This is a genomic window from Priestia sp. TSO9, assembly GCF_021029645.1.
Classification (GTDB): domain Bacteria; phylum Bacillota; class Bacilli; order Bacillales; family Bacillaceae_H; genus Priestia; species Priestia megaterium_E.
Map to the genome: position 1 here is coordinate 591,632 of NZ_JAJEKD010000015.1, position 21,805 is coordinate 613,436.

A 21,805-nucleotide genomic window follows, 5' to 3' on the forward strand; every position below is an offset into this window, starting at 1 on the left:
TGATGACGATGACCAGCCGTTTTATGTCTGACAGCTTAACTAGTTATCGGAGAAGGTTTTATTTCTTTAATTGTTTTTACGATAAACACAGGGACGGGCAGAAGGCTGAGTTTTCCTAATGAAGTAATGATGCGAATGCACTTCATTTCACCTTCCACATCAATTTCATCTCCGATATTCCAGCATTCCATTGATTTTTGACTAAGAACAGGAAGAATTTTCAGCGCATCGCCATCAAAGGAGATGTTATCTTTCACCTCTAAAAAAGAAAGGCGATCCATTCTTTTATAGTGATGCTTTGGATATGTTCTTTTTTTGAATACTGTTCCCTTAATCCTCACTAAAGTCACCTTCTCTTTTTTATCAGAGTATTCCTTCCGCTTTGCTGTAAACAAGAGAAGGCAAGGGCGATGCTCTCTCTTGTTTACTTCTCAGCAAAAAACATCATAGCATGTAAACAGCACTAGTTAATTTTCTTAGCGGAGCCTTCAAGCTGGATAAAATTTTTCACTGTAGATTTACTTCCGCAAGACTCGCGTACGATTAGTTCATCTTTTAATACAAACTTTTTTTGTTCTAACGCTTTTCCGCTCATTAATCCAAGCAGTAATTCCATCGCTTTTTTTCCAATTTCATATTTAGGCTGCTCAATTGTTGTAATATGAGGTTCAATGATATCCGACATTTTCGAGTTATCAAACCCTACTACAGCTATATCTTCAGGCACTTTTAACCCGCTGTCTTTTGCGGCTTTTATCGCTCCGATCGCCATTTCATCGTTAAAAACAAATACGGAAGTTGGTCGTTGCTCTAACGATAATAGCCTGATCATTTGATGATAACCGGACTCTAAGCTAAAATCTCCTTCTTGAATAAACGCGGAATCCACGGATAAATCGTGGCTAATCATCGCTTGGCGGTATCCTTTTAATCGATCACGGCTTAAGATAACATTCATAGGACCAGTGATATGCGCAATTTTGGTATGCCCAAGGCTTATTAAATGCTCCGTTATTTTTCGCGCCCCGCTAATATTATCAATAGATACGGTAGAAATATCTAAGCCATCAATGTACTCACACGCAAGAACCGTAGGGAACTGTCTGGAGACCTGTTCAATTCTGTCTTTATCCATGCGGGCTGTTAGAAGGATCATGCCGTCCGCTTGCTTTTGGAATAATAAATCAACAAACTCTCCTTCTCGCTCAATGTCATTTTCTGTATCTCCTAAAATTACTCGGTAACCGCTGTTAATCGCCGTATGCTGAATTCCTTTAAGAACTTCAGAAAAAAACGGATGGGTAATATCAGGAACAACTACTAAAATGGTTTTTGTTTCTTTTTTTCTAAACTGTCTTGCGATGATATGAGGCTGATAATTTAATTCTTCAATGGCTTTTAAAACTTTTTCCTGCGTTTCTTTGCTTACTAGGTGGGGCTGACTAAGAACTCGCGAGACAGTAGCTGGAGCTACATTAGCTAGTTTGGCCACATCACTCATTTTAACTGACATACGTTCACTCACCTTTATCTGTAGTAATTAACATTTTATAATAAAAAGTTCTATCCGTTTTGCATCTATCTTTATTATACATTACTAGCATAATAAAGCCTCTCTTTATCATCATGATGGAGTCCGAACAGAACAATTAAGACTATTTTAAACTAGCTATGCCCACAAGTTCTGATCTTCTTTCAAGCATAAACCATGAAAAGTGATGCAAAACATATCTTGTTATGCTTCGCATCACTTCAGTCAATCACGTTAAATGTTTAGGCCTTCTTTAATATTTAATCCTTCTCTAATTGACTTTAACGTTACTTCGTTTGACCATTCCGGTCGGTCAGGGTAAGCAAATACAGAGTTTGTTACGATGCCGTCAAATTTAATTTCTCTTAATTTGCGATACAGTGCGTCAAAATCAATTTCTCCTTCACCAGGATTTAAATGCTGGTGAATCGTTACCTTTGCATCAGGTGGATTTACAATATAGCGCAGTCCAAACGCTGCTTTATGGTTAAGAGTATCGGCAATCAGAACGTGTGCAAGCAAATCACCTGCTTCATCAATATGCTTTGCTACATCGCCAATGCCATCGTCATAAAAGAAAGCATGAGGGACAGAATAAACTAATTTAATCCAGTCTTTATCTAGCGCACGAATCATTGCAATAGCTTCTGTGTTTAACTCAATAAAATCATTTGGATGCGATTGAAGGTTAAGCTTAATTCCTTCTCTTTCAAAAATCGGCATCAGCTCTTCCATTGATTTAACAAAAGCTGCTTCGCTTTCAACAGGCCGGCTCTTGTCACCGCTGAATTCACTGTTCATTAAATCTACTTCCAGCTCAGAAGTAATTTCAATTGTACGCTTCCAGTTCCTTACTGCCGCTTCACGTTCCTGCTCATTTGGTGAAGACCACTGCTGTACCGGAAGCACAGACGAAATCTTTACCCCCGCATCGGCACAGTATCTCTTTAAGTCTTTTATGCACTGTCTATCAACTTTTGGATATTCATAAAACCAAATAAAATCTTTGCGCGGAGATAACTCTACGTATTCATAACCTAATCTTGCCACTGTATCAATCGTATCTTTTAAACTTGTATTGTCACGGTAATGTGACGGATCATATGCTAAACGCAATGTAAGGCTCCCCTTTCTTTTATGCACACCAGACGTGTCCATCCCCTAAGTTTTAATTAAGCTGTTTTGTAAGCAAAACGTTTTTACAATTACAGTTTGCCTGCTGCGGTTAACGTTTTATTGTAGAAATCAGGGCGTTCACCTAACGAAATAGGAACAATGTTTCCTGATTTTTTTGCTTCTAAGCAAGCATCTGAAGTAACGGCCGCAACGTAACCGTCCCAAGCAGTTGGTCCATTTACTTCGCCTTTAAGCGTTGAGTTAATCCAGTCTTGAAGCTCTGTATCATAAGAGTCAATGAATCGATCTTTCCAATCTACTAAAATCTCAGTAGATTTTTTTGCTTCACTGCGCAACACGACGCTTGAAGGCTCAGGTAAATTAGCGATTCCTGTTTCTCCTACTACTTGACACTGAATATCATAGCCGTACTGGCAGTTTACAAAAACCTCAGCATTAATTCGAACGCCTTGCTTTGTTTCAAGCAGCACCATAATTGGATCTTGCAGATTTTCAAGTGCCTTGCTCGTTTTTCGCGGTGCCAAAATTTGAACAGATACATAATCGTCATTTAATAACCAGCGCAAAACGTCAATTTCATGGATGAACGTATCAACAATTGACATATCGCCCGTGTATGTATCAGGTACCGTAGGATTTCTGTGTGCGCAGTGAACCATTAATGCTTCACCAATTTGCCCGCTTTCAATCACTTTCTTTAAAGCGCGATAACCTGTGTCATAGCGGCGCATATAACCAACTTGCACCAACGGCTTGCCGTGTGTAATCTCAGCCTCAACGATTCTTTTGCAGCCTTCTGCCGTTGTAGCAAGCGGCTTTTCGCAAAATACAGGTTTTCCAGCTTGAATCGCTGCCAGCACAAACTCCTCGTGCGTCGGCCCCCAAGAAGTCACAACAACTGCATCTACATCATCTGATTTAATTAACTCATGTCCGTCATCATAAATAACGGCATCCAAGTTTTGATTTTGCACAACAGCTTTTGCTTGTTCTTGATTTACATCCGTAACCGCAACAATTTTGCCGCCTGATAACGTATTTGTAATTCTTCTAATATGATCTTGTCCGATTGCTCCTGTTCCAATAACGCCAATTTTTAACACCATAATCTATGGCCTCCTTTAATATGTGAACTTAAAAAATAGAAATAGATGCTTGCTTCCATACGTTTTATTTTGCTTTAAAAACTTTATATGACGCTTCTTTCTTATCCCATGCCGCTGCAAAAGCAGTAGCGGTTAACCCTAAGGCTGCTGCAAAAAAGAAGCCTGCTTTAAGCCCTATCCAAGAATTTAATATTCCTGCAGCAAAAGGACCTCCGAATATCCCTAACGCATACAGCGCTTGGTAGCCTCCCATCGCCGTAGCTCTCTTTTCTGCAGCTATTCTTTCAATAGACATTCCTAGCATAAGAGGAAACACTAATCCTAATGAAAACCCGTTCACGCTTTGAATGATACAAAGCAAAAGTTTATTTTCCGTCATAGGAATCATACAGGTAAAGAATGCAGCCAGAAAAAAGGCGCCCTTCAAGATGCTCCATTTTCCAAAGCGCCAAACAAATAGCTTTTCCATAATAAGAGGAGCAGCTGCATGAGGGATCATAAAAGAAAAGACAATCAAACTCAGCTCGCTCTCTTTAAATCCTGCGCTTAATGCGTACGCAGGAGTAAAACCAAACATGGTCGTGAAAATAATGCTGTGTGCTAAAATAGACAGCAGCGAAATTTTTAATAGCGACGGCTCTTTTATTACGCTCATTAATTCTTTAAGCTTTATAGGCGATCTCTTTACGTTCTCTTTGGGCTCGTAAATGAAAAGAGAAAGAATAGCGCCTGTTACACTCAAGATTGTTCCTATCCAAAACGGAGCGTGCCATCCCCATTCACTTACAATGTAACCGCTTAAACTCATACCCAAAAGCTGAGCCAAAACCACTATAAACGAAATGATATTCATAGCACGAGTAGTTTTTTCACGTTCAAAGTAGCTTGAATATAAAATCGTAAAGGCAACCCACGTTGCCGCTGCCAATCCAGCTAGACAGCGTGATATAAATACGCCTATTAAGCTATCGGTCAACGAAAATAGCAGGCAGCTTGACATGCTAACTATCATGCCGAAGATAACAAACGGTTTTCTCATTTTCACAAAGTCTGAAAAGATCCCGAGCGGAAGGCGACATAATAGCTGCATGAGTCCATAGCTGCTTAACACTAAACCAATAAAGGCATACTTGCCTCCCAGCCCTTCCATATAAGGAGACAAAATAGGTACGTAAATAAACTGCGAGAACCAAAAGATAAATGAAACGACTGCAAAAAGATACTTATCTTTGACGGTACTTATAGCACTCAACTAATCACTTCCATTTTGTTACTGCGAAAAAGCCGACTTTTATTTTTTTATACGATTGTACTACAGGGTACTAGCAAATGTCGCTAGTATCCCATAGTACGATAAGTAAATTCTTAGTAGCGTGCCGTAACCATTTTCTTTCTTGTATAAAACTCTACGCCGTCCGTACCGTTGGCATGAAGATCGCCGTAGAAAGAGTCTTTCCAGCCTGAGAATGGGAAGAACGCCATAGGTGCCGGCACCCCTACGTTCACTCCTAGCATGCCTGACTCAATATTTTCACGGAATTCACGTACGCTTGCGCCGCTGTCTGTATAGATACAAGCTCCGTTTGCAAATCGAGAATTATTGGCAACGTCAATTGCTTCTTCTAATGTTTTTACACGCACGATAGAAAGCACCGGTGCAAAGATTTCGTCTTGCCAGATTTTCATTTCTTGTGTAACGTTATCAAAAATAGTGGGTCCAACAAAATAGCCGTTCTTTTTTACCGCGTGATCTTCTCGGCCGTCACGAACTAAGCGAGCTCCTTCTTCTACGCCAGATTCAATATAGCTAACCGTACGTTCTTTATGGTTTTCACGAATAACCGGCCCTAAGAAAACATCTTTTTCTAATCCGTTTCCAATGACAATGTTGTTTGACTCTTGAACAAGTCGTGAGATTAATTCATCTGCCACGCCTTCTTGCACCGTCACGACAGATGCTGCCATGCAGCGTTCACCTGCTGAACCGAAAGCAGCTCCAATAATTTGTTTTGTTGCTACGTTTAAGTCCGCATCGTTTAATACGATTGAGTGGTTTTTAGCACCTGCCAATGCTTGAACACGCTTTAAGTTTTCCGTACCTTTTTTATACACATATTCAGCTACTGGCTGTGAACCTACAAACGAAATGGCTTTCACTAATTTATGTTCAAGAAGGCCGTTTACCACATCATGCGCGCCGTTGACAATGTTTAATACGCCTTTTGGCAATCCAGCTTCTTCAAATAATTCTACTAATCTTGCAGCTAAAAGCGGCGTTCGCTCAGACGGCTTTAATACAAACGTATTACCGCAGGCAATTGCCAGAGGGAACATCCAGCAAGGAACCATCATCGGGAAGTTGAACGGCGTAATCCCGCCAATAACACCAATTGGATAGCGATACATGCCAGACTCAATGCCCGTTGCAATATCAGGAAGCTGTTTTCCCATCATTAACGTAGGAGCACCCGCTGCGAATTCTACACATTCAATTCCACGCTGTACTTCTCCGCGCGCTTCATTAAAGCTCTTTCCGTTTTCAAGCGTCACAAGCTTCGCTAATTCGTCCCAGTTATCTACTAATAGCTGCTGATATTTAAATAGAATACGCGCACGTTTTGGCACCGCAGTTTTTGCCCATCCTTTGAAGGCTTCATTCGCAGCTTGTACCGCTTGATCTACATCTGCTTTTGTGGAAAGAGGTACCTCTGCAATGATTTCACCCGTTGCAGGATTATAAACTGGTTCCGTTAGACTTGTAGATGAATCCACCCATTCGCCGCCAATATAGTTTTTTACTGTTTTTACTGTTGTTTGTGTCATGTTCATTCTCCTCTCAATTTTTGATTACGCTTGCTGTAGAACTTCTTCGGCTGTATCCATAAACTGCTTAATTTCTTCTACAGTTGGCATTGCATCTGAAGAACTGTGTTTTGAAATAACGATGGAAGCAGAAGCACCGCCAAATCTCATCGCTTCAGGAATTGTAAACCCTTGCATTAACCCGTAGATAAAAGCAGATGCGTAGGAGTCGCCAGCTCCAAATGTTTTAAGCACTTTTGTTTTAAAGATGCCGCCTCGATGAGACTGGCCGTCTCTTGTATAAGCAATCGAGCCTTCCCCTCCGTGCTTGATGACAACAATCTTAGCGTGATGCGAAAACCATCGTTCAGCTGTAACTTGGTCATTTGATTCTTCATAATTTAAAAGCTTTTCCATCATATCGAATTCTTCTCGCGTACCGATAATCATGTCTGATTTTTCTGCCGCTAAATTATAGTAGACGGCCGTCTCAGCTTCTGATTCCCACGTATACGGACGGTAGTCGACATCAAAGAATACAACTACGCTATGTTTTCTCGCGTATTCAAGAGCAAGAAACACGGCTTCTCTTGAAGGACTTTTAGCAAGAGCTGTTCCAGAGATAAGCAGCGCTTTTGATTGCTTAATATACTCTTCAGAAACTTCTGTTGGATGGAGCTTTAAGTCTGCCACGTTATCACGGTACATCAGGATGCTGCACTCTTCAGGACTTTTAATTTCAGTAAAGGCCAGCCCCGTTACGGCTCCTGTTTGATCAACTACAATGCCTTCCGTGTTAATATTATTTTGATTTAAATATCTGGTGCTGAAGCGGCCCATTTGATCATCTGACACTTTTCCAATAAAGCCTGTCTTCATTCCAAGCCTTGAAAGACCAATAGCAATGTTAGCAGGAGATCCTCCTACGTATTTTGTAAACGTAATCGTTTCTTCCATCGGGCGATTAAATTCATTTGCATTTAAGTCGATGCAAAGCCTTCCTACTGCAAGAAGGTCAAATCGCTTTTGTGAATCAAATGTTAAATAACTCATACTCACGTCGTCTCCTTACTTTAATGCTAATTTTTCTTCCATAATCCATTCATGATCTTTGCTATTATTAAATTTCCATGTTCGAACAGGACCAGCCATGACGTTCAAATAATAAACTTCATAACCTGGAGGCGCAGATACCGGATGATACCCTTTAGGAACTAAGACCGCATCTCCATCTTTAATAACCATTGTTTCATCTAGAGATTGATCGTCCGTATATACTCGTTGAATCGCAAATCCATGTCCTGGGTTGACTTTATGGTAATACGTTTCCTCTAAATACGATTCATGCGGCAAGTTATCTTGATCGTGCTTATGAGGAGGATAGCTTGACCAGTTTCCTTCCGGCGTAAACACTTCCACTACTAGCAGACTATCAGCCGGCTTTTGTTCTGGAAGAATGTTATGGACTTGTCTGGCAATATTTCCTGCTCCGCGATGCTCTACGCCCACATCCTCCGGCGTAATTAAACGAGCAGGGTATGTACCTTTTCCAGGCGCTGCGCACACCGCAATTTCTAAGTCGGTTACAGCTTCTATTTCATAGTGATCATCATTCGATACATATACGGAGTACGGAGGGATTTTTTCAAAGATATTCATTCGCTGTCCGATGTTTTCCCATTTCTCTTCTTTCGTAGAAATGGTAGACTTACCGGTTAAAATCACAATACAAACCTCTTGATTTTCCGTGTTTTTTTTAAGTCTTTGACCTTTTTGTAATGAGTAAACGTCAAAACCAATGTACTCCCATCCTGCAGATTGTGGGGTGATACTTAGTACGTTTCCATCACTGTCAGCTGTTTTTGTCGGTACGATTAAATCAGCCATTCCTTTCCACACCTTTCTATTTCTTGTTTTTTAACGGTTTATGCTAGGGACACTCTTTAATCAATCAAACTGGATATTATAGCTTTTTAAAAGATTAATATTTTCTTGCTTTTTGCAACTGGCTTTCTTTGCCTTCAAACGCCGTTTGAACGTCTGAGCTTTCAGATACGGCTGCTACTCCTACATGCCACCAAGAATCGTAGCCGTCCGTCATTGTTTTTGGAAGAACTTTAATGTCAATCAATGTACTAACACTTTGTTTTTTTGAATCTTCAATGGCATATTCAAGTTCTTCCATCGTATACACTTCGTATGTTTTGGCTCCATATGCAGCTCCGGATTGAGCAAAGTTGATGCGCATAATATCTCCATCAAGCTGCCCCGTCCGCGGGTTACGAACGCGGAATTCTGTGCCGAAGCTTTCAATTCCATTATCCATCTGCAAGTTGTTGATGCAGCCGAAGCCGGAATTATCAAAAAGAACAATATTTATTTTAACTCCTTCTTGAATGCTCGTTACCAGCTCACTATGAAGCATTAAGTAGCTTCCGTCTCCTACCATCGCATACACTTCTTTATCCGGCTCAGCCATCTTAGCGCCCAAAGCAGATGCAATTTCATAGCCCATACATGAATATCCGTATTCAAGGTGATACGTATTACGTTCATTTGAGATCCACATGCGCTGAAGGTCACCCGGGAGGCTTCCCGCTGCACATGTAATAATAGAATCAGGTGCAATTAGTTCATTTACTTTACCCAGCACAGTCGTTTGGACAAGTTCGGTGCTTAGGCTATCTTTATACTCCGACAGGCTTTGATCAAAATGCCCTTTAATTTCTGGAATAAATTCTTCGCCCGTGTATGCAATATTTTTCAGACGATTCAGCTCATGATTCCACTTTGATTTGGCTTCTTCAATTTCAGTTTCATAGCCTGATTTATAGCCTTCTAATGCAGACGAAAGAGCTTCAAGACCCACTTTGGCATCCGCGACAATTTTAGTAGCCTCCAATTTTGATGCGTGAAATTCAGAAATGTTAATGGTTAATACATCCGTCTCAGCGTAAAACAGCTTTGAAGAAGTCGTAAAATCTGTAAAACGTGTACCCACGCCAATAATTAAATCCGCTGATTGCGCTATTTTATTAGCAGCGCTATTCCCCGTTACGCCAACTCCTCCTAGATTTAACGGATGATTGCTTTCAAGACCGCTTTTTCCAGCTTGCGTTTCGCTAAATGGAATATGAAACTTTTCAGCAAATGCAGCAAATGTATCCGCAGCCTCCGAATAACGAACGCCGCCGCCTAAAATAAGAAGAGGCTTTTTCTTTGATTTAATCAGCTTCACTGCATTTCTGATACTTTCTTGCGAAGGCTCGCGGCGTTCAATAAGATGGGTACGCTCACGGAAGAAACTTTCTGGAAAATCCCACGCTTCCCCTTGTACATCCTGCGGCAGCGCGATTGTAACGGCTCCTGTATCTGCCGGATCTGTTAATACACGCATCGCATTGATCATAGCCGACATCAGCTGTTCCGGACGGCTGACTCGATCCCAGTACTTGCTGACGGACCGGAAAGCATCATTTGTAGAAAGAGATAAATCATGCGTTTGTTCAATTTGTTGAAGTACCGGGTCCGGCTGGCGAGTGGCAAACACATCGCTTGGCAAAAGCAGTACCGGAATATTGTTTGCAGTAGCTGTCGCAGCCGATGTAACCATATTCGCTGAGCCTGGACCAACGGAAGAAGAGCAGGCCATGATTTGCTTTCGATGTTTTTGTTTTGCAAAAGCTACTGCAGCATGAGCCATTCCCTGCTCATTTCTGCCTTGATATACTTCAAGGTCGCCTGGGTTTTCCTGCAGCGCTTGCCCGATCCCCACTACATTTCCATGTCCAAAAATGGTGAATACTCCTTTGATAAAACGCTCTTTTTTTCCATCAAACTCTACATATTGCTGATTTAGAAATTTTACTAAAGCTTGACTCGTTGTTAATCTTATCGTTTTCATATACCTTCCTACCTTATCTTCTGAAATTAATCACCATCAGATTGATTTTTCTACCCTTTTTTCACATTTTTAAATGAAATCGATTTCATTTAATGTAATAAATGAGGTTCTATCCTTTTACTTCCTAGCTCTTTCCCATGTTTCAGCTGCTATTTAGCGATGAGACAAATACTTTCAACCCCTGCACTTTTTAACGCTTGAAGATGGAGAAAAGCTCGAAAATTCATCATAAATTCCACTTTCAAATGAAATCGATTTCATTTGGTATTAAAAAAATATTTTTCAAACTCCATCCTTAACTTCCCCATCATTTTTTATGCTTTGTCTTACCTGGAAAACCAATTTTGTCTTACCTGGAAAACCAATCTTGTTATACATGTAGCTTCGTTTGATGAAATCGATTTCATCAAGTTTTAGAAGCGCTTTCTTATCTATGAACCTAGTTTATAATATTCAGTTTACTTTGTAAATACTTTTTTAAAAATTTTGTTAGTTTATCTTTTTATTCACTGTAATCGCTTTCTAAAGAAGCTCAATGTAAAGAAAAAAGAAAAGGCATACTTCTTTAGTATGCCTACGGGCTCTAAGTCTAAGCATATGTATAATCACTCAAAAACACTTATTCTTCCGCAAGGACAAACGTAATCTCATTTTCTTTTGCATAGTGCTGATAGCTGACGTCCACTTTATCTGTAATTAAATAATCCACTTCATGCAACTGACAATACGTAATCATTGCATACTTATCAAATTTTGTATGATCTGCTAATAAAAACACTTTTGTACTTCTTTTTATGACCGTTTCTTTGATTTCACTTTCAACGGGCGATGAATTGGTAACGCCATTTGATATGGAAATACCCGTAGAAGCCATAAATACTTTATCAAAGTTGTAATTCTTTACAGGATTGGCATGGTTAAAGCTTGAAAATGATTGAGTTTCACGCTCAAGATAGCCGCCCGTAGAAATTACTTTTAACGCATCAAAAGGCAAGGCTTTTACTATAACATCTAAACTATTTGTAACAATCGTTATTGATTTGTCTTTTAGAAATTCGATCATTTCTAACGTGGTAGTTCCTGAATCAATAAAGATGACGTCTCCGTCTTCTACATACTGAGCTGCCGTTTTGGCAATTAAACGCTTTTGAAACTGATTTTTTGTTTGTCTTTCATTAAATGATTCAAGCTTCACATGATTAACGGCTACTCCGCCGTATACTTTTTTAATATGCCCTTCATCCACTAACTTTTGAACGTCGCGTCGAATCGTGTTTTTGGAGACTTCAAACACCGAAACCAAATCATCTAATGAGACAGATTCATGTTCAAAAACATACTCTTGGATTTGTTGAATTCGCTTAGTTTTTAACATTTCTACCTCCCCCGGTTACCTTTTTTTTCGCTTTTTTATTACTTACTATTATAACCTCCACAAAAGGCATTTTCTAGAAGAGTAGCTGCTAAAACAAAGAGAGATACATAACTCCATTATTTCCAGCTAAAGATAAACAAGTTAGATACATAAGCTAGTAGGGATCGCTTGTTACACCGCTGTTGATGTCCGTGCAAGGCTTCGCTTTCCGCGGGCGGCCGCTGAGCCTCCTCGTCGCGTACGCTCCTGCGGGGTCTCACCTATTCCGCTTTTCCCGCAGGAGTCTTCGCCTTGCCCTCCAATCATCAGCTAGAAGCAACTCAATCGATTAAAATCCTACCAAAGAAAAAATCCGAACGAGCTGGATTTTCTATCAAGAATCTCCATTCATCGTTCGGATCTTGCTTCAACTGTAATTCGTTTGTCTCAGCCTCTTTTTTATTGAGCTTTATGACTTGTATGGAACTCTCTCATTTTCTCTTTTACAGTCGCCATAACCGCTTCTTTTCCCGGTGTAAGAATGATTCGCGGATCATACACGTCACTGTCGCTTTCCAATGTTTGACGAACAGCGCGCGTCCAGGCCTGAAGGCACTCGGTGTTCACATTGATTTTCGCATGTCCAAGAGCTATTGCTTTTTGAATTTGGTAGTTTGGTATACCAGAACCTCCGTGTAACACCAGCGGTACATCTGTTAAGTCAGCTATTTCTTTCATTTCATCAAAGCCCAGCTGCGGTTCGCCTTGGTACTGTCCGTGAACTGAACCTAAAGCAGCCGCCAAAGCATCGACTCCGGTTTCTTTTACAAGACGCAGACATTCAGCGGGATCAGCGTACACGATGTTGCCAATAAGCCCGTCTTCCATCCCTCCGACTGTTCCAACTTCGGCTTCAACGGAGACATACTGAGCAGCAGCATAGTCTACTACTTGCTTAGTCATGGCAATATTTTCATCAATTGGGTAATGAGAACCGTCAAACATGACCGAGCTAAATCCAGCGTCGATCGCTTTTTTGCATCTTTCTACACTCATACCGTGATCTAAGTGAAGCGCGACAGGAACGGTAATGTTCATTTCGTCTAATAACCCTTCGATCATGCCTACAATGGTTTTAAATCCGCCTAAATAGTCAACAAGCCTGTCTGAAACGGCTGCAATGACAGGCGCTTTTTCCTCTTCGGCAGCTTGTAAAATAGCCTGTGCCCACTGCAGGCTGTTAATATTATACTGACCAACCGCATAGTTTCCTTTTTTAGCGGCATGAAGCATATCTTTCATTGATACTAGTTTTGAAGATACTAACGTCACTGACTGACACTCCTTATCATGAATATGATTTTGTTGTTTGAAAGCTGTAGTATTCCGAGATAGCCTTAACGGTTGTCTCTTTAGCCGTCTTAATTGCTTCTTCCGCGTTTAATTGATAATATTCAGGTCGAAATAGCTCTACAGATACCGCGTCATTATAGCCTTTTTCTTTTAATGTTGAGAAAATAGCATCTAAATCAATCGCTCCTAAACCTGGCCATACTCGGTCTTCATCTGTTAAGAAGCCAATCGGAAAATCTTCCGTGTCATCAATATGAACGATAAATATTTTAGAAATATCCGCTTGTTTTAAGTCTTCCAACTTTGATCCCATCGCATGGAAGTGGAAGCAGTCAAGTACTAATCCTACGTTATCTCGGTTCACAGTTTGCACAATGTCATACGCTTGATCAAATGTATTAACCGTACACTGAGGGTGTCCTACAAACTCAACGGCGATTTTAACTCCGTAAGGTTCAGCCAATTCCGATAATTTATTCAGCACTTGTACGCAGCTATTTTTAATCTCTGCTTTTACGATTTTTTGTTCCGTTACTAAAGGAACAGCTACGATATAGGGAGCACCTATCTTTTGAGCGGTTTCTAGCATACCCTTAAACTCTTCTATCACTTCCTGGTACTCTTTTTCACTGCGGTTATTAAAGAAAACTAAAGCGTTCAGCGCTAGCGGTTTAATATGATTTGTATTAAAAAACTGCGCTAAATCATCCATTGAGTGACTTTCTAAATACTCAGGGAGTTTATCCATCGTGCGAATTTCAATATAGTCATATCCGTACTTGCTGCAATATTCAAGGTCCTTTACAAGATTTGAATTTTCTAATGTTGTGGCTTCGTTAAAACATAGTTTCATAATGATTCTCTCCATTCTTTACTTAAATAATTTTATTGTCATTCATGACGTCAGCGTCTTCATTATCATAGCTGCGGAACCTTTGCTCCAGTTCTTCAAGCGTAAGCCCTTTTGTTTCCGGTAAAAACTTTTTAACAAATAAAATCGCTCCGATTCCGAGTACAACAAAGACAAAAAACGTAGTGGATAAGCCAATGCTGGCCAGTAAAACAGGAAACGTTAACCCTACAAGGAAGTTAATTCCCCACAGACAAAATACGGTAACACCCATCCCTAAGCCTCTTAATCGTAAAGGGAAAATTTCTGAAAGCATTAGCCACGTTACCGGTGATATAGCTCCTTGCTGAAACGCGAGGAACGTAATCGTTAGTGCTAATACGATATATGGAAGTGCCGTGGACCCTTCAAATACAAGAGAAAATATACCAATTAGCAGCAGGGCAGTAGTCGTTCCTACCAACCCCGTTATAAGCATTGGTCTGCGTCCAACTTTACCTAGCAGCCAAATCCCTACAAACGTGGCTAAAACGGAGATGACTCCATTTCCAATATTTCCAATAAGAGCAGCTTCTGTTTGAAAACCTGCGTCTTTTAAAATTTCAGTGCCGTAATACATAATGGAGTTTACGCCGGTAATTTGCTGTACGACAGCAATTCCAATACCAAGGAAAACGACTCTTCGAACCCACGGAGTTGTTAAGTCTTTAAACGTTGCTTTTTCCATTTTTGCTTCTTGTTCGTAAGCGCTCTCAATCTCCTGCAGCTCTGATTTGGCTCTTTTACTTTCCCGTATCTTTTGAAGAACCGTTAGCGCTTCGTTATTTTTCCCTTTTGACACAAGCCAGCGCGGACTTTCTGGTACTCTAAGCATGCCAAAGAATAAAAAGACAGCTGGAATGGCAGCGATTGGCAGCATATATCGCCAAACGTGAGGGTTTTCTCCTAGCATATTTCCGATAATCGCGTTAAACGTAAAGGCAAGAAGTTGACCAGTAACAATCATAAGCTCATTTTGAGTGACCATTTTTCCCCGGCTTTCAGCTGGTGACATTTCAGCTAAATACGTCGGTACGGTAACAGATGCGCCCCCTACCGCAAGTCCTAATAGGAAACGGCAAAGAATCATAACGGCTGCGTTTGGCGAAATTGTACATCCAATGGTGGAAACAAAAAATAAAATGGCAAGATACAGAATCGTTTTACGCCGCCCGTTATAATCTGCTAGCCTGCCGCCTACTACCGCACCAAATGCAGCACCAAATAAAAGCGCGCTCGTTACAAGACCTTGAGTAAAAGAGTTGAGATTCAATTGATCAGATTCAGACATATAAGGCAGTGCCCCGTTAATAACTCCCGTATCATATCCAAAAAGCAGTCCACCAAACGTAGAAACTAAAATGATCGTACGTAAAAATGAATGTTGATTTCCCTGTTTACCCATGCTAATTCCCCCGTCTTATTTTAAGAATGAATAACTAACTTTTCGTTAATGTACTTTCGGGCCATTAAAGCATATTCCAATGGATGTGCAATAGAAGGGTCCTGTTCCGCCTCCACTACAATCCATCCTTTGTAATTGTAATCAACTAACGCTTTATACACGTTTGTAAAATCTACACATCCATCACCAGGAACGGTAAACATACCGGCTAGAAACGACTGCAAAAATGACTTTCCTTCTTTTTTGCACTGCTCCAGCACGTTTTTTCTTGCATCCTTAAAATGAACGTGTTTAATACGATCTATATGTTTATGTAATAGCTCCATATAGTCTCCGTCAGAAACGTAAATATGTCCCGTATCATATAAAAGATGAACATGATTTGCGTCGGTTCCTTCCATTAATCGATCAATTTCAGCTAATGTTTGTACACCTGTCCCCATATGGTGATGATAGACCAGACGTAAACCGTATTCTGCTGCGATTTTTCCCAGCTCATTTAATCCTGCACATAAAGCTCCCCATTCTTGATCACTGAAATAAGGTTTTTCAGCAAAAACATTTCTTTCAACCCCTTGAACACTATAAGTTTGCTCAGATACGACCGCCACATCAGCATGCACTTCCTGCAGATACTGACAATGTTTATGAAATAAATTTGACGTCTCCTCTATCCCATCACGAATGATAAAACTGCTAAACCATTGACCTGCAATTTTTAAATTTCGAAGCTCAAGCTCTTTGTTTAATATGCTTGGTTCAGGAAAAAAACCTCCCACTTCCGTTCCTTGAAAGCCCGCTACGACGATATCGCTTAACAGATGCTGCAATGTGTTTTCTGCACCAATTTCAGGAATATCGTCATTTCTCCAGCCGATTGGAGCAATTCCCCACAGAATATTTTCGTTTCCCATTTTGATTCCTCTTTTCCCCTTATTGTGTAATGCTGCCTCACTAGCAATAGATAGTGATAAAACTTACCAATCCTATAACCTCGCAAATGAAATCGATTTCATTTGTAGATAAAAAAACTCGTTTGTTATGTGTTGGTTAAATATTGGTTAAGTTTGAATTAATATTAATATTAAAAACGCTTTCAGTCAATAATAAAATTTCAGAATTTTTTATACACTGCAATTGCCTAAAAGCTTATGCCTTCTAAAAATGCTAGTTATAAAAGATATCGTATCCACTTATATAACCACATAAAAAAGCTTTATCTACTGTTATTTCAACAATAGATAAAGCTTTTATGAGCAAAGTTATATTTCTTATTTTAATAGTATGATTATTTAGTATGAATTTATGGAATAGATTTATATAAAAATGACCTGCACCTTTTTATAATCAGTTTCCTTTTACTTTTATAATAGCTTCTCCGTAGCTTGTCATTGACGTTTTAAATTCAGTTATGAACTTCTCTATTTTTGAAATAGATTTTTTCATTTCATCGTCCCCTTTGCCTCTTATATAGCTCTATTATCAACAATTGTCTGCTGTTTGACAAAGTCAGTGGAAACGGAAACATTCCGCATGAAAACGTACACATATCTGTTAAAAGAGGCAAATCTTCCTATTTGCTTAGTATTTCATCATTTTTCTTTCTTTTTTAGGGTCTCTTCTTACGTGTTTTGGTCATCTACTAAAAGAATTTATGAGAACTTTCTTTTATAATTGGCTTTACACTTCGTTTATATTCCCTCGTACTAACAGGAGGATCACTATGTCCATTAACATTAGGCTTACCTTTTCTTCCCTTTCCACTTTTTATCCAAATTACCTCTTGCCTTAAAGTTAACTTTAACGTTTAAGCTAGTTTTATAGTTTTTAAAATACAAAAAAGGGGAAATACAATGCTGATTAAAAGAATGACGGTGCAGCTTTCTGGAGGACTTCAAGCTAGACATACAGCTCTATTTGCACGTGAAGCTTGTTCGTTTCAAAGTGACATTTTTATTTCGAAAGATGGAAAATGTGTAAGTGGAAAAAGCATCATGAAGGTCATGGCTTTAGCTGTTAAAAAAGGAGATGAAATAACACTGCTGACAAATGGACTGGATGAACACGCCGCCGCTTGCACTCTTGAAAAATTTCTTTTAACTAAATAGAGATAAAAAGCTGCTACACTATCCCTTACTCTCCTTTTTCATAAAATCATAGAAAGTAAAATTTTTTTCAAAAAAACTCTTGCTTTAAAGTCGACTTTAACGTTTAAGCTAGGGTTGTAGCTTTTAAATACATCAAATGACGAAAGGATTGTGTTTTTACTTATGTGTAATCAACATACAACAACATCACGTGTTCTAAGTGCGCCGCATGCAAAGGCAAAATTCGAGAACACGACAATTGAACGCAGAGAACTGCGAGCAGACGACGTTTTAATTGATATTAAGTTTAGCGGTATCTGTCACTCTGATATTCATAGTGCATTTGATGAATGGGGCGGCGGGATGTTCCCGATGGTTCCTGGTCACGAAATCGCGGGAGTAGTTGAAGCAGTTGGAGAAAACGTAACAAAATACAAGGTTGGCGATCGCGTTGGCGTTGGATGTTTTGTTGACTCTTGCGGAGAGTGCCAGTACTGTGTGAACGGTGACGAGCAATATTGTACAAAAGGCGTTGTTCAAACGTATAATTCGTTGGATTATGACGGAAATCCTACATACGGCGGCTATAGCCAAAAAATCGTCGTAAAAGAAGGATTCGTTGTTCGTATTCCTGATAATTTAAGTATGGATGCAGCAAGTCCGCTTCTATGTGCAGGGATTACAACATTTTCTCCGTTAAAGCACTGGAATGCTGGCCCTGGCAAAAAAGTGGCGATCGTAGGAATGGGCGGCCTTGGACATGTAGCGATTCAATTTGCACATGCAATGGGTGCTGAAGTGACGGTATTGAGCCGTTCTAACAATAAAAAAGAAGAAGCTCTAAGCTTTGGCGCAGACCATTATTTTGCAACAAGTGATGAAGCGACATTTACTGAATTAGCGGGTCGCTTTGACCTTATCTTAAACACGGTATCGGCTAACCTGAACGTGGATCAATATTTATCTTTACTTCGCGTAGATGGAACGCTTGTTAACGTTGGCGCACCGGCTAACCCAGATCAATACAGCGTATTCTCACTTATCATGGGACGTCGCAGCATTGCTGGTTCACTTGTAGGCGGCATTCGTGAAACACAAGAAATGCTTGATTTTGCGGCTGAACACGGAGTTGCTCCTATGATTGAAGTCATCGATGCTAAGCAAGTAGACGAAGCGTACGAGCGCGTTCTTCGCAGCGACGTTCGCTATCGATTTGTTATTGACATTTCTACACTGTAAATTTAGAGAAAAGCGGGCAGCTAATTGGATTAGCTGCCCGCTTTTTATTTCTTTATAAAATAAGAAAAACAACCCGTAAATTAGGCTTTAGATGAAAGCTCTTCCTGATACTTTTGTTCTAATTTATCATAGTAGTCAATTTTTGTTTCCACTTTTCTAAAAGCTGCGTCCAGCTCTCTTTGTTTTTCCATCATTTTTTCTCTATGCTTTTCAAATATCTGCTTGCGCAAACCGATTGTATCATCGCCTTCTTGTGTTAATTCAACAATTTTACGTAATTCTAAAAGGGCGATATCTGTTTTTCGTAAGCAAATAATAAATTCTAGCCACTCGATATCGGACTCGCTAAAAATACGATTTCCGTTCTCATCTCTTTTTATAAAAGGTAAAAGTCCTTGCTGTTCGTAGTATCGAAGCGTATGCGTAGGCAGCCCTACCTTTGCAGCGGCCTCTTTAATATGATATTCCATTCCACTCTACCCTCCATCGCCATTCTTAGTACGGCGTTTGCTTTATGTATCCAAGCTTCCCTTTTCACAGGTGCTTTCAACTTATCTTCTAGGTTTCTACTATACGATATATATAGTAGATTCCGCTATTTTCTTTACGTATGAGGTAACTGTATAAATAGTATTATAAATATTAAAGTAAACGTTAAGGCAACTTATAAAGAGCTGCCGTGAAGTCAGCAGCTCTTTTCATTTTTATATAAACTACGATTAATCTGCGGCCATCACTTTACTTAGTTCATTTAATAAATAATCAAGGGTTTGACTGATTCGAACTGTATTACGACTTGTAAGACCTTCTGTAAGTCCTAACATAACCATGTTCTCTCTTGCTGTTTCGATTTCTGTCATTAAGACTTGCATGACAACTCCTTTATACCACTTCACAGCTCATCACCCCTTTTTACTATACATATATCTCATATGCGGCAATCTTAAACCTATCATACAGGTTTTTGGGGGTGAATAGCGAGTTTTAGACCTTCAACAGTTGTATTTTTTATGAAGTAAATATACTAATATACTTATTGAAATAGAAAATATCACTCCACTCCCTGCTCGAAATTAAGAAAAAGGCCTCCTAAATGGAGGTCTTTTCTTATTTCTTATAAAACAGTCTCATACAAAGCCTTAGCCTCTAAAATATTCTCTATAATACGAACCTTTCTCACACTCTATCTCATAGCGCAGCCTAGTTTGCTTTCTGTAAAGCTCTTCGGACAACTCATTAAATTCACCTTCTGTGATAGATCCATGAATTAAATTGTGGAATAAATTATTAAGATGTTCAGTTAATTCTTGAAGTTTTTTTTCTTTCAATGAACGTCACCCTTTAAAATAATTTTCATCTTCTAAAATTATATCAAATAAAACGTTTTCATACGATATATTTTTTACTGAATTATCGTATTAAAGTGATGAAAGTATTTTTTAACCACCGAAAAAACAGGCAAGGAGCTCAGATAAATCATGAATCACATGATTTCAGCAAAAAATAAGTGGATAAAGACCGCGGACAAAAAGGCAAATGGTATCAACCGTTTTGACAAAAGCATAGGATGAAAAGAAAAATTAAACGAGAAAAGGAGAATGAGTATGCACTATACACCTTATTATCATCAGTGGCAGGCTCCAGTGTATTACGGCTGGCAGCCATATAGTTATTATGTGCCGAATCACTATCACACCAGCGAACAGTTTCAGCAAAGAAATGGTAAATTAAAGGACTACGGACCAAGGCCGTTTGTTATTAACATTAATGAAGCATCAAAGCAAAACAATACGTACCGCACTGCTTTATGGACGGGAACACATTTACAAGTGACGCTAATGAGTCTTAAGCCCGGTGAAGATATCGGCTTAGAAATCCACCCTAACGTTGATCAATTCCTGCGCATTGAACAAGGGCAAGGCGTTGTTCAAATGGGCAAAAGTAAAAACAATCTAACCTTTAAACGAAAAGTCTACGATGATGATGCGATATTTATCCCTGCCGGAACGTGGCATGATCTCACCAATACGGGTACCACTCCGCTAAAGCTTTACTCCATCTACGCTCCGCCAAACCACCCATTTGGTACGGTTCATGTGACAAAAGCAAACGCCCTGGCTGAAGAACATTAAAAATAAGCAGAGCGTTATGCAGGATTGGAACGCTTGTTCAGGATCAATCCTAAGTAAATAGACGGATGTTGACTAAAAAAGCCCGCTGGAAAATCGGTGTATGATCTTTTCTAGCGGGCTTTTTTAAACTTGCTATACATACAGGATTTTATAGCCAAGGAAAGAATTATACAATAAAATAATCTTTTTAAACAGCTTAAACAGCTTAAAATAACTGAAAGGCAAACGAGCGATGAAATCTTTTTATAAAATTCCCAAATCAAACGTAGATCCTTCTCTTAAACTAGCAAGAAAAATTCTATATATATCTGTAGAAGCAGTCATTATGACCATGCTTGTGATTAAATCTTTTACTGTGGCCTACGAAAACGACACAAATTTAATTCTCAGGCAGCTAAATGAACTAAAAGCTTCGATTGGCGGATTTGGCATAAACGAATCGTTATTTTGGTTTATGATAAAATGCAGTATCTGTACCATCGCTACATTTGATATGTGCTTATACTTTCGAAAAAAGCTAAAAAGAAACAAAAGAGCTTTATGATTTATACGCTAAAGCTTTTACATTGGATAGCTGTTAATTTCCGTGCAAGGCTTCGCTTTCCGCGGGCGGTCGATGAGCCTCCTCGTCGCTTGCGCTCCTGCGGGGTCTCACCTGTTCTGCTTTTCCCGCAGGAGTCTTCGCCTTGCCCTCCAATCAACAGCTAGAAGCATTTAAACACATGAAACCTACATTCAGCACACCAATAAAAAACCGAACAAGTTGGATTCACAATCAAGAATCAAACTCGTTCGGATCTTCCTGCACCTAAAATACTTTTGCCTCGGCCTCATTTTTAATAGAAAAATAATAAAAGTAGAGGCAT

23 protein-coding genes are annotated in these 21,805 nt (G+C 39.5%); 4 read left to right on the forward strand and 19 right to left on the reverse strand.

The window, feature by feature from the left end; genetic code table 11:
• Window positions 1-35: 35 nt before the first annotated feature.
• The 15 genes from LJC66_RS18105 to iolE all read right to left on the reverse strand — a co-directional run bounded on the left by LJC66_RS18105 (window position 36) and on the right by iolE (window position 16,395).
• Window positions 36-341 (reverse strand): hypothetical protein, encoded by a 306-nt coding sequence (locus LJC66_RS18105; protein ID WP_230933179.1) that lies wholly within the window; start codon window positions 339-341, stop codon window positions 36-38.
• Window positions 342-463: 122 nt separating this feature from the next.
• Window positions 464-1,513, reverse strand: coding sequence for a LacI family DNA-binding transcriptional regulator (locus tag LJC66_RS18110; RefSeq protein WP_230933180.1), 1,050 nt, complete (start codon window positions 1,511-1,513; stop codon window positions 464-466).
• Between the two features lie 252 nt (window positions 1,514-1,765).
• Window positions 1,766-2,647, reverse strand: coding sequence for a sugar phosphate isomerase/epimerase family protein (locus LJC66_RS18115; protein WP_230933181.1), 882 nt, complete (start codon window positions 2,645-2,647; stop codon window positions 1,766-1,768).
• 89 nt (window positions 2,648-2,736) lie between these two features.
• On the reverse strand, window positions 2,737-3,774 hold the full coding sequence (iolG, locus tag LJC66_RS18120; RefSeq protein ID WP_230933182.1) for a bifunctional inositol 2-dehydrogenase/D-chiro-inositol 1-dehydrogenase: 1,038 nt from the start codon (window positions 3,772-3,774) through the stop codon (window positions 2,737-2,739).
• A 64-nt stretch (window positions 3,775-3,838) separates the two neighbouring features.
• Window positions 3,839-5,026, reverse strand: coding sequence for an MFS transporter (locus LJC66_RS18125; RefSeq protein WP_230933183.1), 1,188 nt, complete (start codon window positions 5,024-5,026; stop codon window positions 3,839-3,841).
• 113 nt (window positions 5,027-5,139) lie between these two features.
• The gene (locus tag LJC66_RS18130) at window positions 5,140-6,597 is read right to left on the reverse strand and encodes a CoA-acylating methylmalonate-semialdehyde dehydrogenase (protein ID WP_230933184.1); all 1,458 of its coding nucleotides are present in this window, start codon (window positions 6,595-6,597) and stop codon (window positions 5,140-5,142) included.
• Window positions 6,598-6,621: 24 nt separating this feature from the next.
• Window positions 6,622-7,629, reverse strand: coding sequence for a 5-dehydro-2-deoxygluconokinase (iolC, locus tag LJC66_RS18135; RefSeq protein ID WP_230933185.1), 1,008 nt, complete (start codon window positions 7,627-7,629; stop codon window positions 6,622-6,624).
• Window positions 7,630-7,644: 15 nt separating this feature from the next.
• The gene (iolB, locus tag LJC66_RS18140) at window positions 7,645-8,463 is read right to left on the reverse strand and encodes a 5-deoxy-glucuronate isomerase (protein WP_230933186.1); all 819 of its coding nucleotides are present in this window, start codon (window positions 8,461-8,463) and stop codon (window positions 7,645-7,647) included.
• 94 nt (window positions 8,464-8,557) lie between these two features.
• Entirely contained in the window at window positions 8,558-10,480 is a 1,923-nt protein-coding gene (iolD, locus tag LJC66_RS18145) for a 3D-(3,5/4)-trihydroxycyclohexane-1,2-dione acylhydrolase (decyclizing) (RefSeq protein WP_230933187.1), read from the reverse strand.
• A gap of 619 nt (window positions 10,481-11,099) precedes the next feature.
• Entirely contained in the window at window positions 11,100-11,855 is a 756-nt protein-coding gene (locus LJC66_RS18150) for a DeoR/GlpR family DNA-binding transcription regulator (RefSeq protein ID WP_230933188.1), read from the reverse strand.
• A 171-nt stretch (window positions 11,856-12,026) separates the two neighbouring features.
• On the reverse strand, window positions 12,027-12,161 hold the full coding sequence (locus tag LJC66_RS27830) for a hypothetical protein (RefSeq protein ID WP_269067664.1): 135 nt from the start codon (window positions 12,159-12,161) through the stop codon (window positions 12,027-12,029).
• 132 nt (window positions 12,162-12,293) lie between these two features.
• Window positions 12,294-13,136, reverse strand: coding sequence for a class II fructose-1,6-bisphosphate aldolase (fba, locus tag LJC66_RS18155; RefSeq protein WP_230933723.1), 843 nt, complete (start codon window positions 13,134-13,136; stop codon window positions 12,294-12,296).
• Window positions 13,137-13,182: 46 nt separating this feature from the next.
• Window positions 13,183-14,040 (reverse strand): 2-keto-myo-inositol isomerase, encoded by an 858-nt coding sequence (gene iolI, locus LJC66_RS18160; protein WP_050690419.1) that lies wholly within the window; start codon window positions 14,038-14,040, stop codon window positions 13,183-13,185.
• A 22-nt stretch (window positions 14,041-14,062) separates the two neighbouring features.
• Window positions 14,063-15,481 carry a sugar porter family MFS transporter gene (locus LJC66_RS18165; RefSeq protein WP_230933189.1) on the reverse strand — a complete coding sequence of 473 codons (1,419 nt, stop codon included), beginning with the start codon at window positions 15,479-15,481 and terminating at the stop codon, window positions 14,063-14,065.
• A 20-nt stretch (window positions 15,482-15,501) separates the two neighbouring features.
• Window positions 15,502-16,395 (reverse strand): myo-inosose-2 dehydratase, encoded by an 894-nt coding sequence (gene iolE, locus LJC66_RS18170; RefSeq protein ID WP_230933190.1) that lies wholly within the window; start codon window positions 16,393-16,395, stop codon window positions 15,502-15,504.
• Window positions 16,396-17,334: 939 nt separating this feature from the next.
• On the opposite strand from iolE, the gene LJC66_RS18175 reads away from it, so the two are divergent.
• Window positions 17,335-17,589 carry an HPr family phosphocarrier protein gene (locus LJC66_RS18175; protein WP_230933191.1) on the forward strand — a complete coding sequence of 85 codons (255 nt, stop codon included), beginning with the start codon at window positions 17,335-17,337 and terminating at the stop codon, window positions 17,587-17,589.
• Between the two features lie 162 nt (window positions 17,590-17,751).
• Window positions 17,752-18,807 carry an NAD(P)-dependent alcohol dehydrogenase gene (locus LJC66_RS18180; RefSeq protein WP_230933192.1) on the forward strand — a complete coding sequence of 352 codons (1,056 nt, stop codon included), beginning with the start codon at window positions 17,752-17,754 and terminating at the stop codon, window positions 18,805-18,807.
• A gap of 80 nt (window positions 18,808-18,887) precedes the next feature.
• On the opposite strand, the gene LJC66_RS18185 is transcribed toward LJC66_RS18180, so the two are convergent.
• From LJC66_RS18185 to LJC66_RS18195, 3 genes are all read right to left on the reverse strand, one after another.
• On the reverse strand, window positions 18,888-19,277 hold the full coding sequence (locus tag LJC66_RS18185) for a MerR family transcriptional regulator (RefSeq protein ID WP_025750854.1): 390 nt from the start codon (window positions 19,275-19,277) through the stop codon (window positions 18,888-18,890).
• Between the two features lie 249 nt (window positions 19,278-19,526).
• Window positions 19,527-19,703 carry an aspartyl-phosphate phosphatase Spo0E family protein gene (locus LJC66_RS18190; RefSeq protein WP_230683488.1) on the reverse strand — a complete coding sequence of 59 codons (177 nt, stop codon included), beginning with the start codon at window positions 19,701-19,703 and terminating at the stop codon, window positions 19,527-19,529.
• 243 nt (window positions 19,704-19,946) lie between these two features.
• Window positions 19,947-20,135, reverse strand: coding sequence for a hypothetical protein (locus tag LJC66_RS18195; RefSeq protein ID WP_195696329.1), 189 nt, complete (start codon window positions 20,133-20,135; stop codon window positions 19,947-19,949).
• Between the two features lie 276 nt (window positions 20,136-20,411).
• Between LJC66_RS18195 and LJC66_RS18200 the strand changes: the two genes are divergently transcribed.
• Together LJC66_RS18200 and LJC66_RS18205 are read left to right on the forward strand one after the other, a co-directional pair.
• A complete protein-coding gene (locus LJC66_RS18200; protein ID WP_195696328.1) occupies window positions 20,412-20,939 on the forward strand; it encodes a cupin domain-containing protein in 528 nt (175 codons plus the stop codon).
• 232 nt (window positions 20,940-21,171) lie between these two features.
• Complete coding sequence (locus tag LJC66_RS18205) at window positions 21,172-21,483, forward strand: hypothetical protein (protein WP_050690413.1); 312 nt, start codon at window positions 21,172-21,174, stop codon at window positions 21,481-21,483.
• A 1-nt stretch (window position 21,484) separates the two neighbouring features.
• Here the strand turns inward: LJC66_RS18205 and LJC66_RS18210 are convergent, their stop codons facing one another.
• Window positions 21,485-21,640 (reverse strand): hypothetical protein, encoded by a 156-nt coding sequence (locus tag LJC66_RS18210; RefSeq protein WP_230933193.1) that lies wholly within the window; start codon window positions 21,638-21,640, stop codon window positions 21,485-21,487.
• Window positions 21,641-21,805 lie beyond the last annotated feature (165 nt).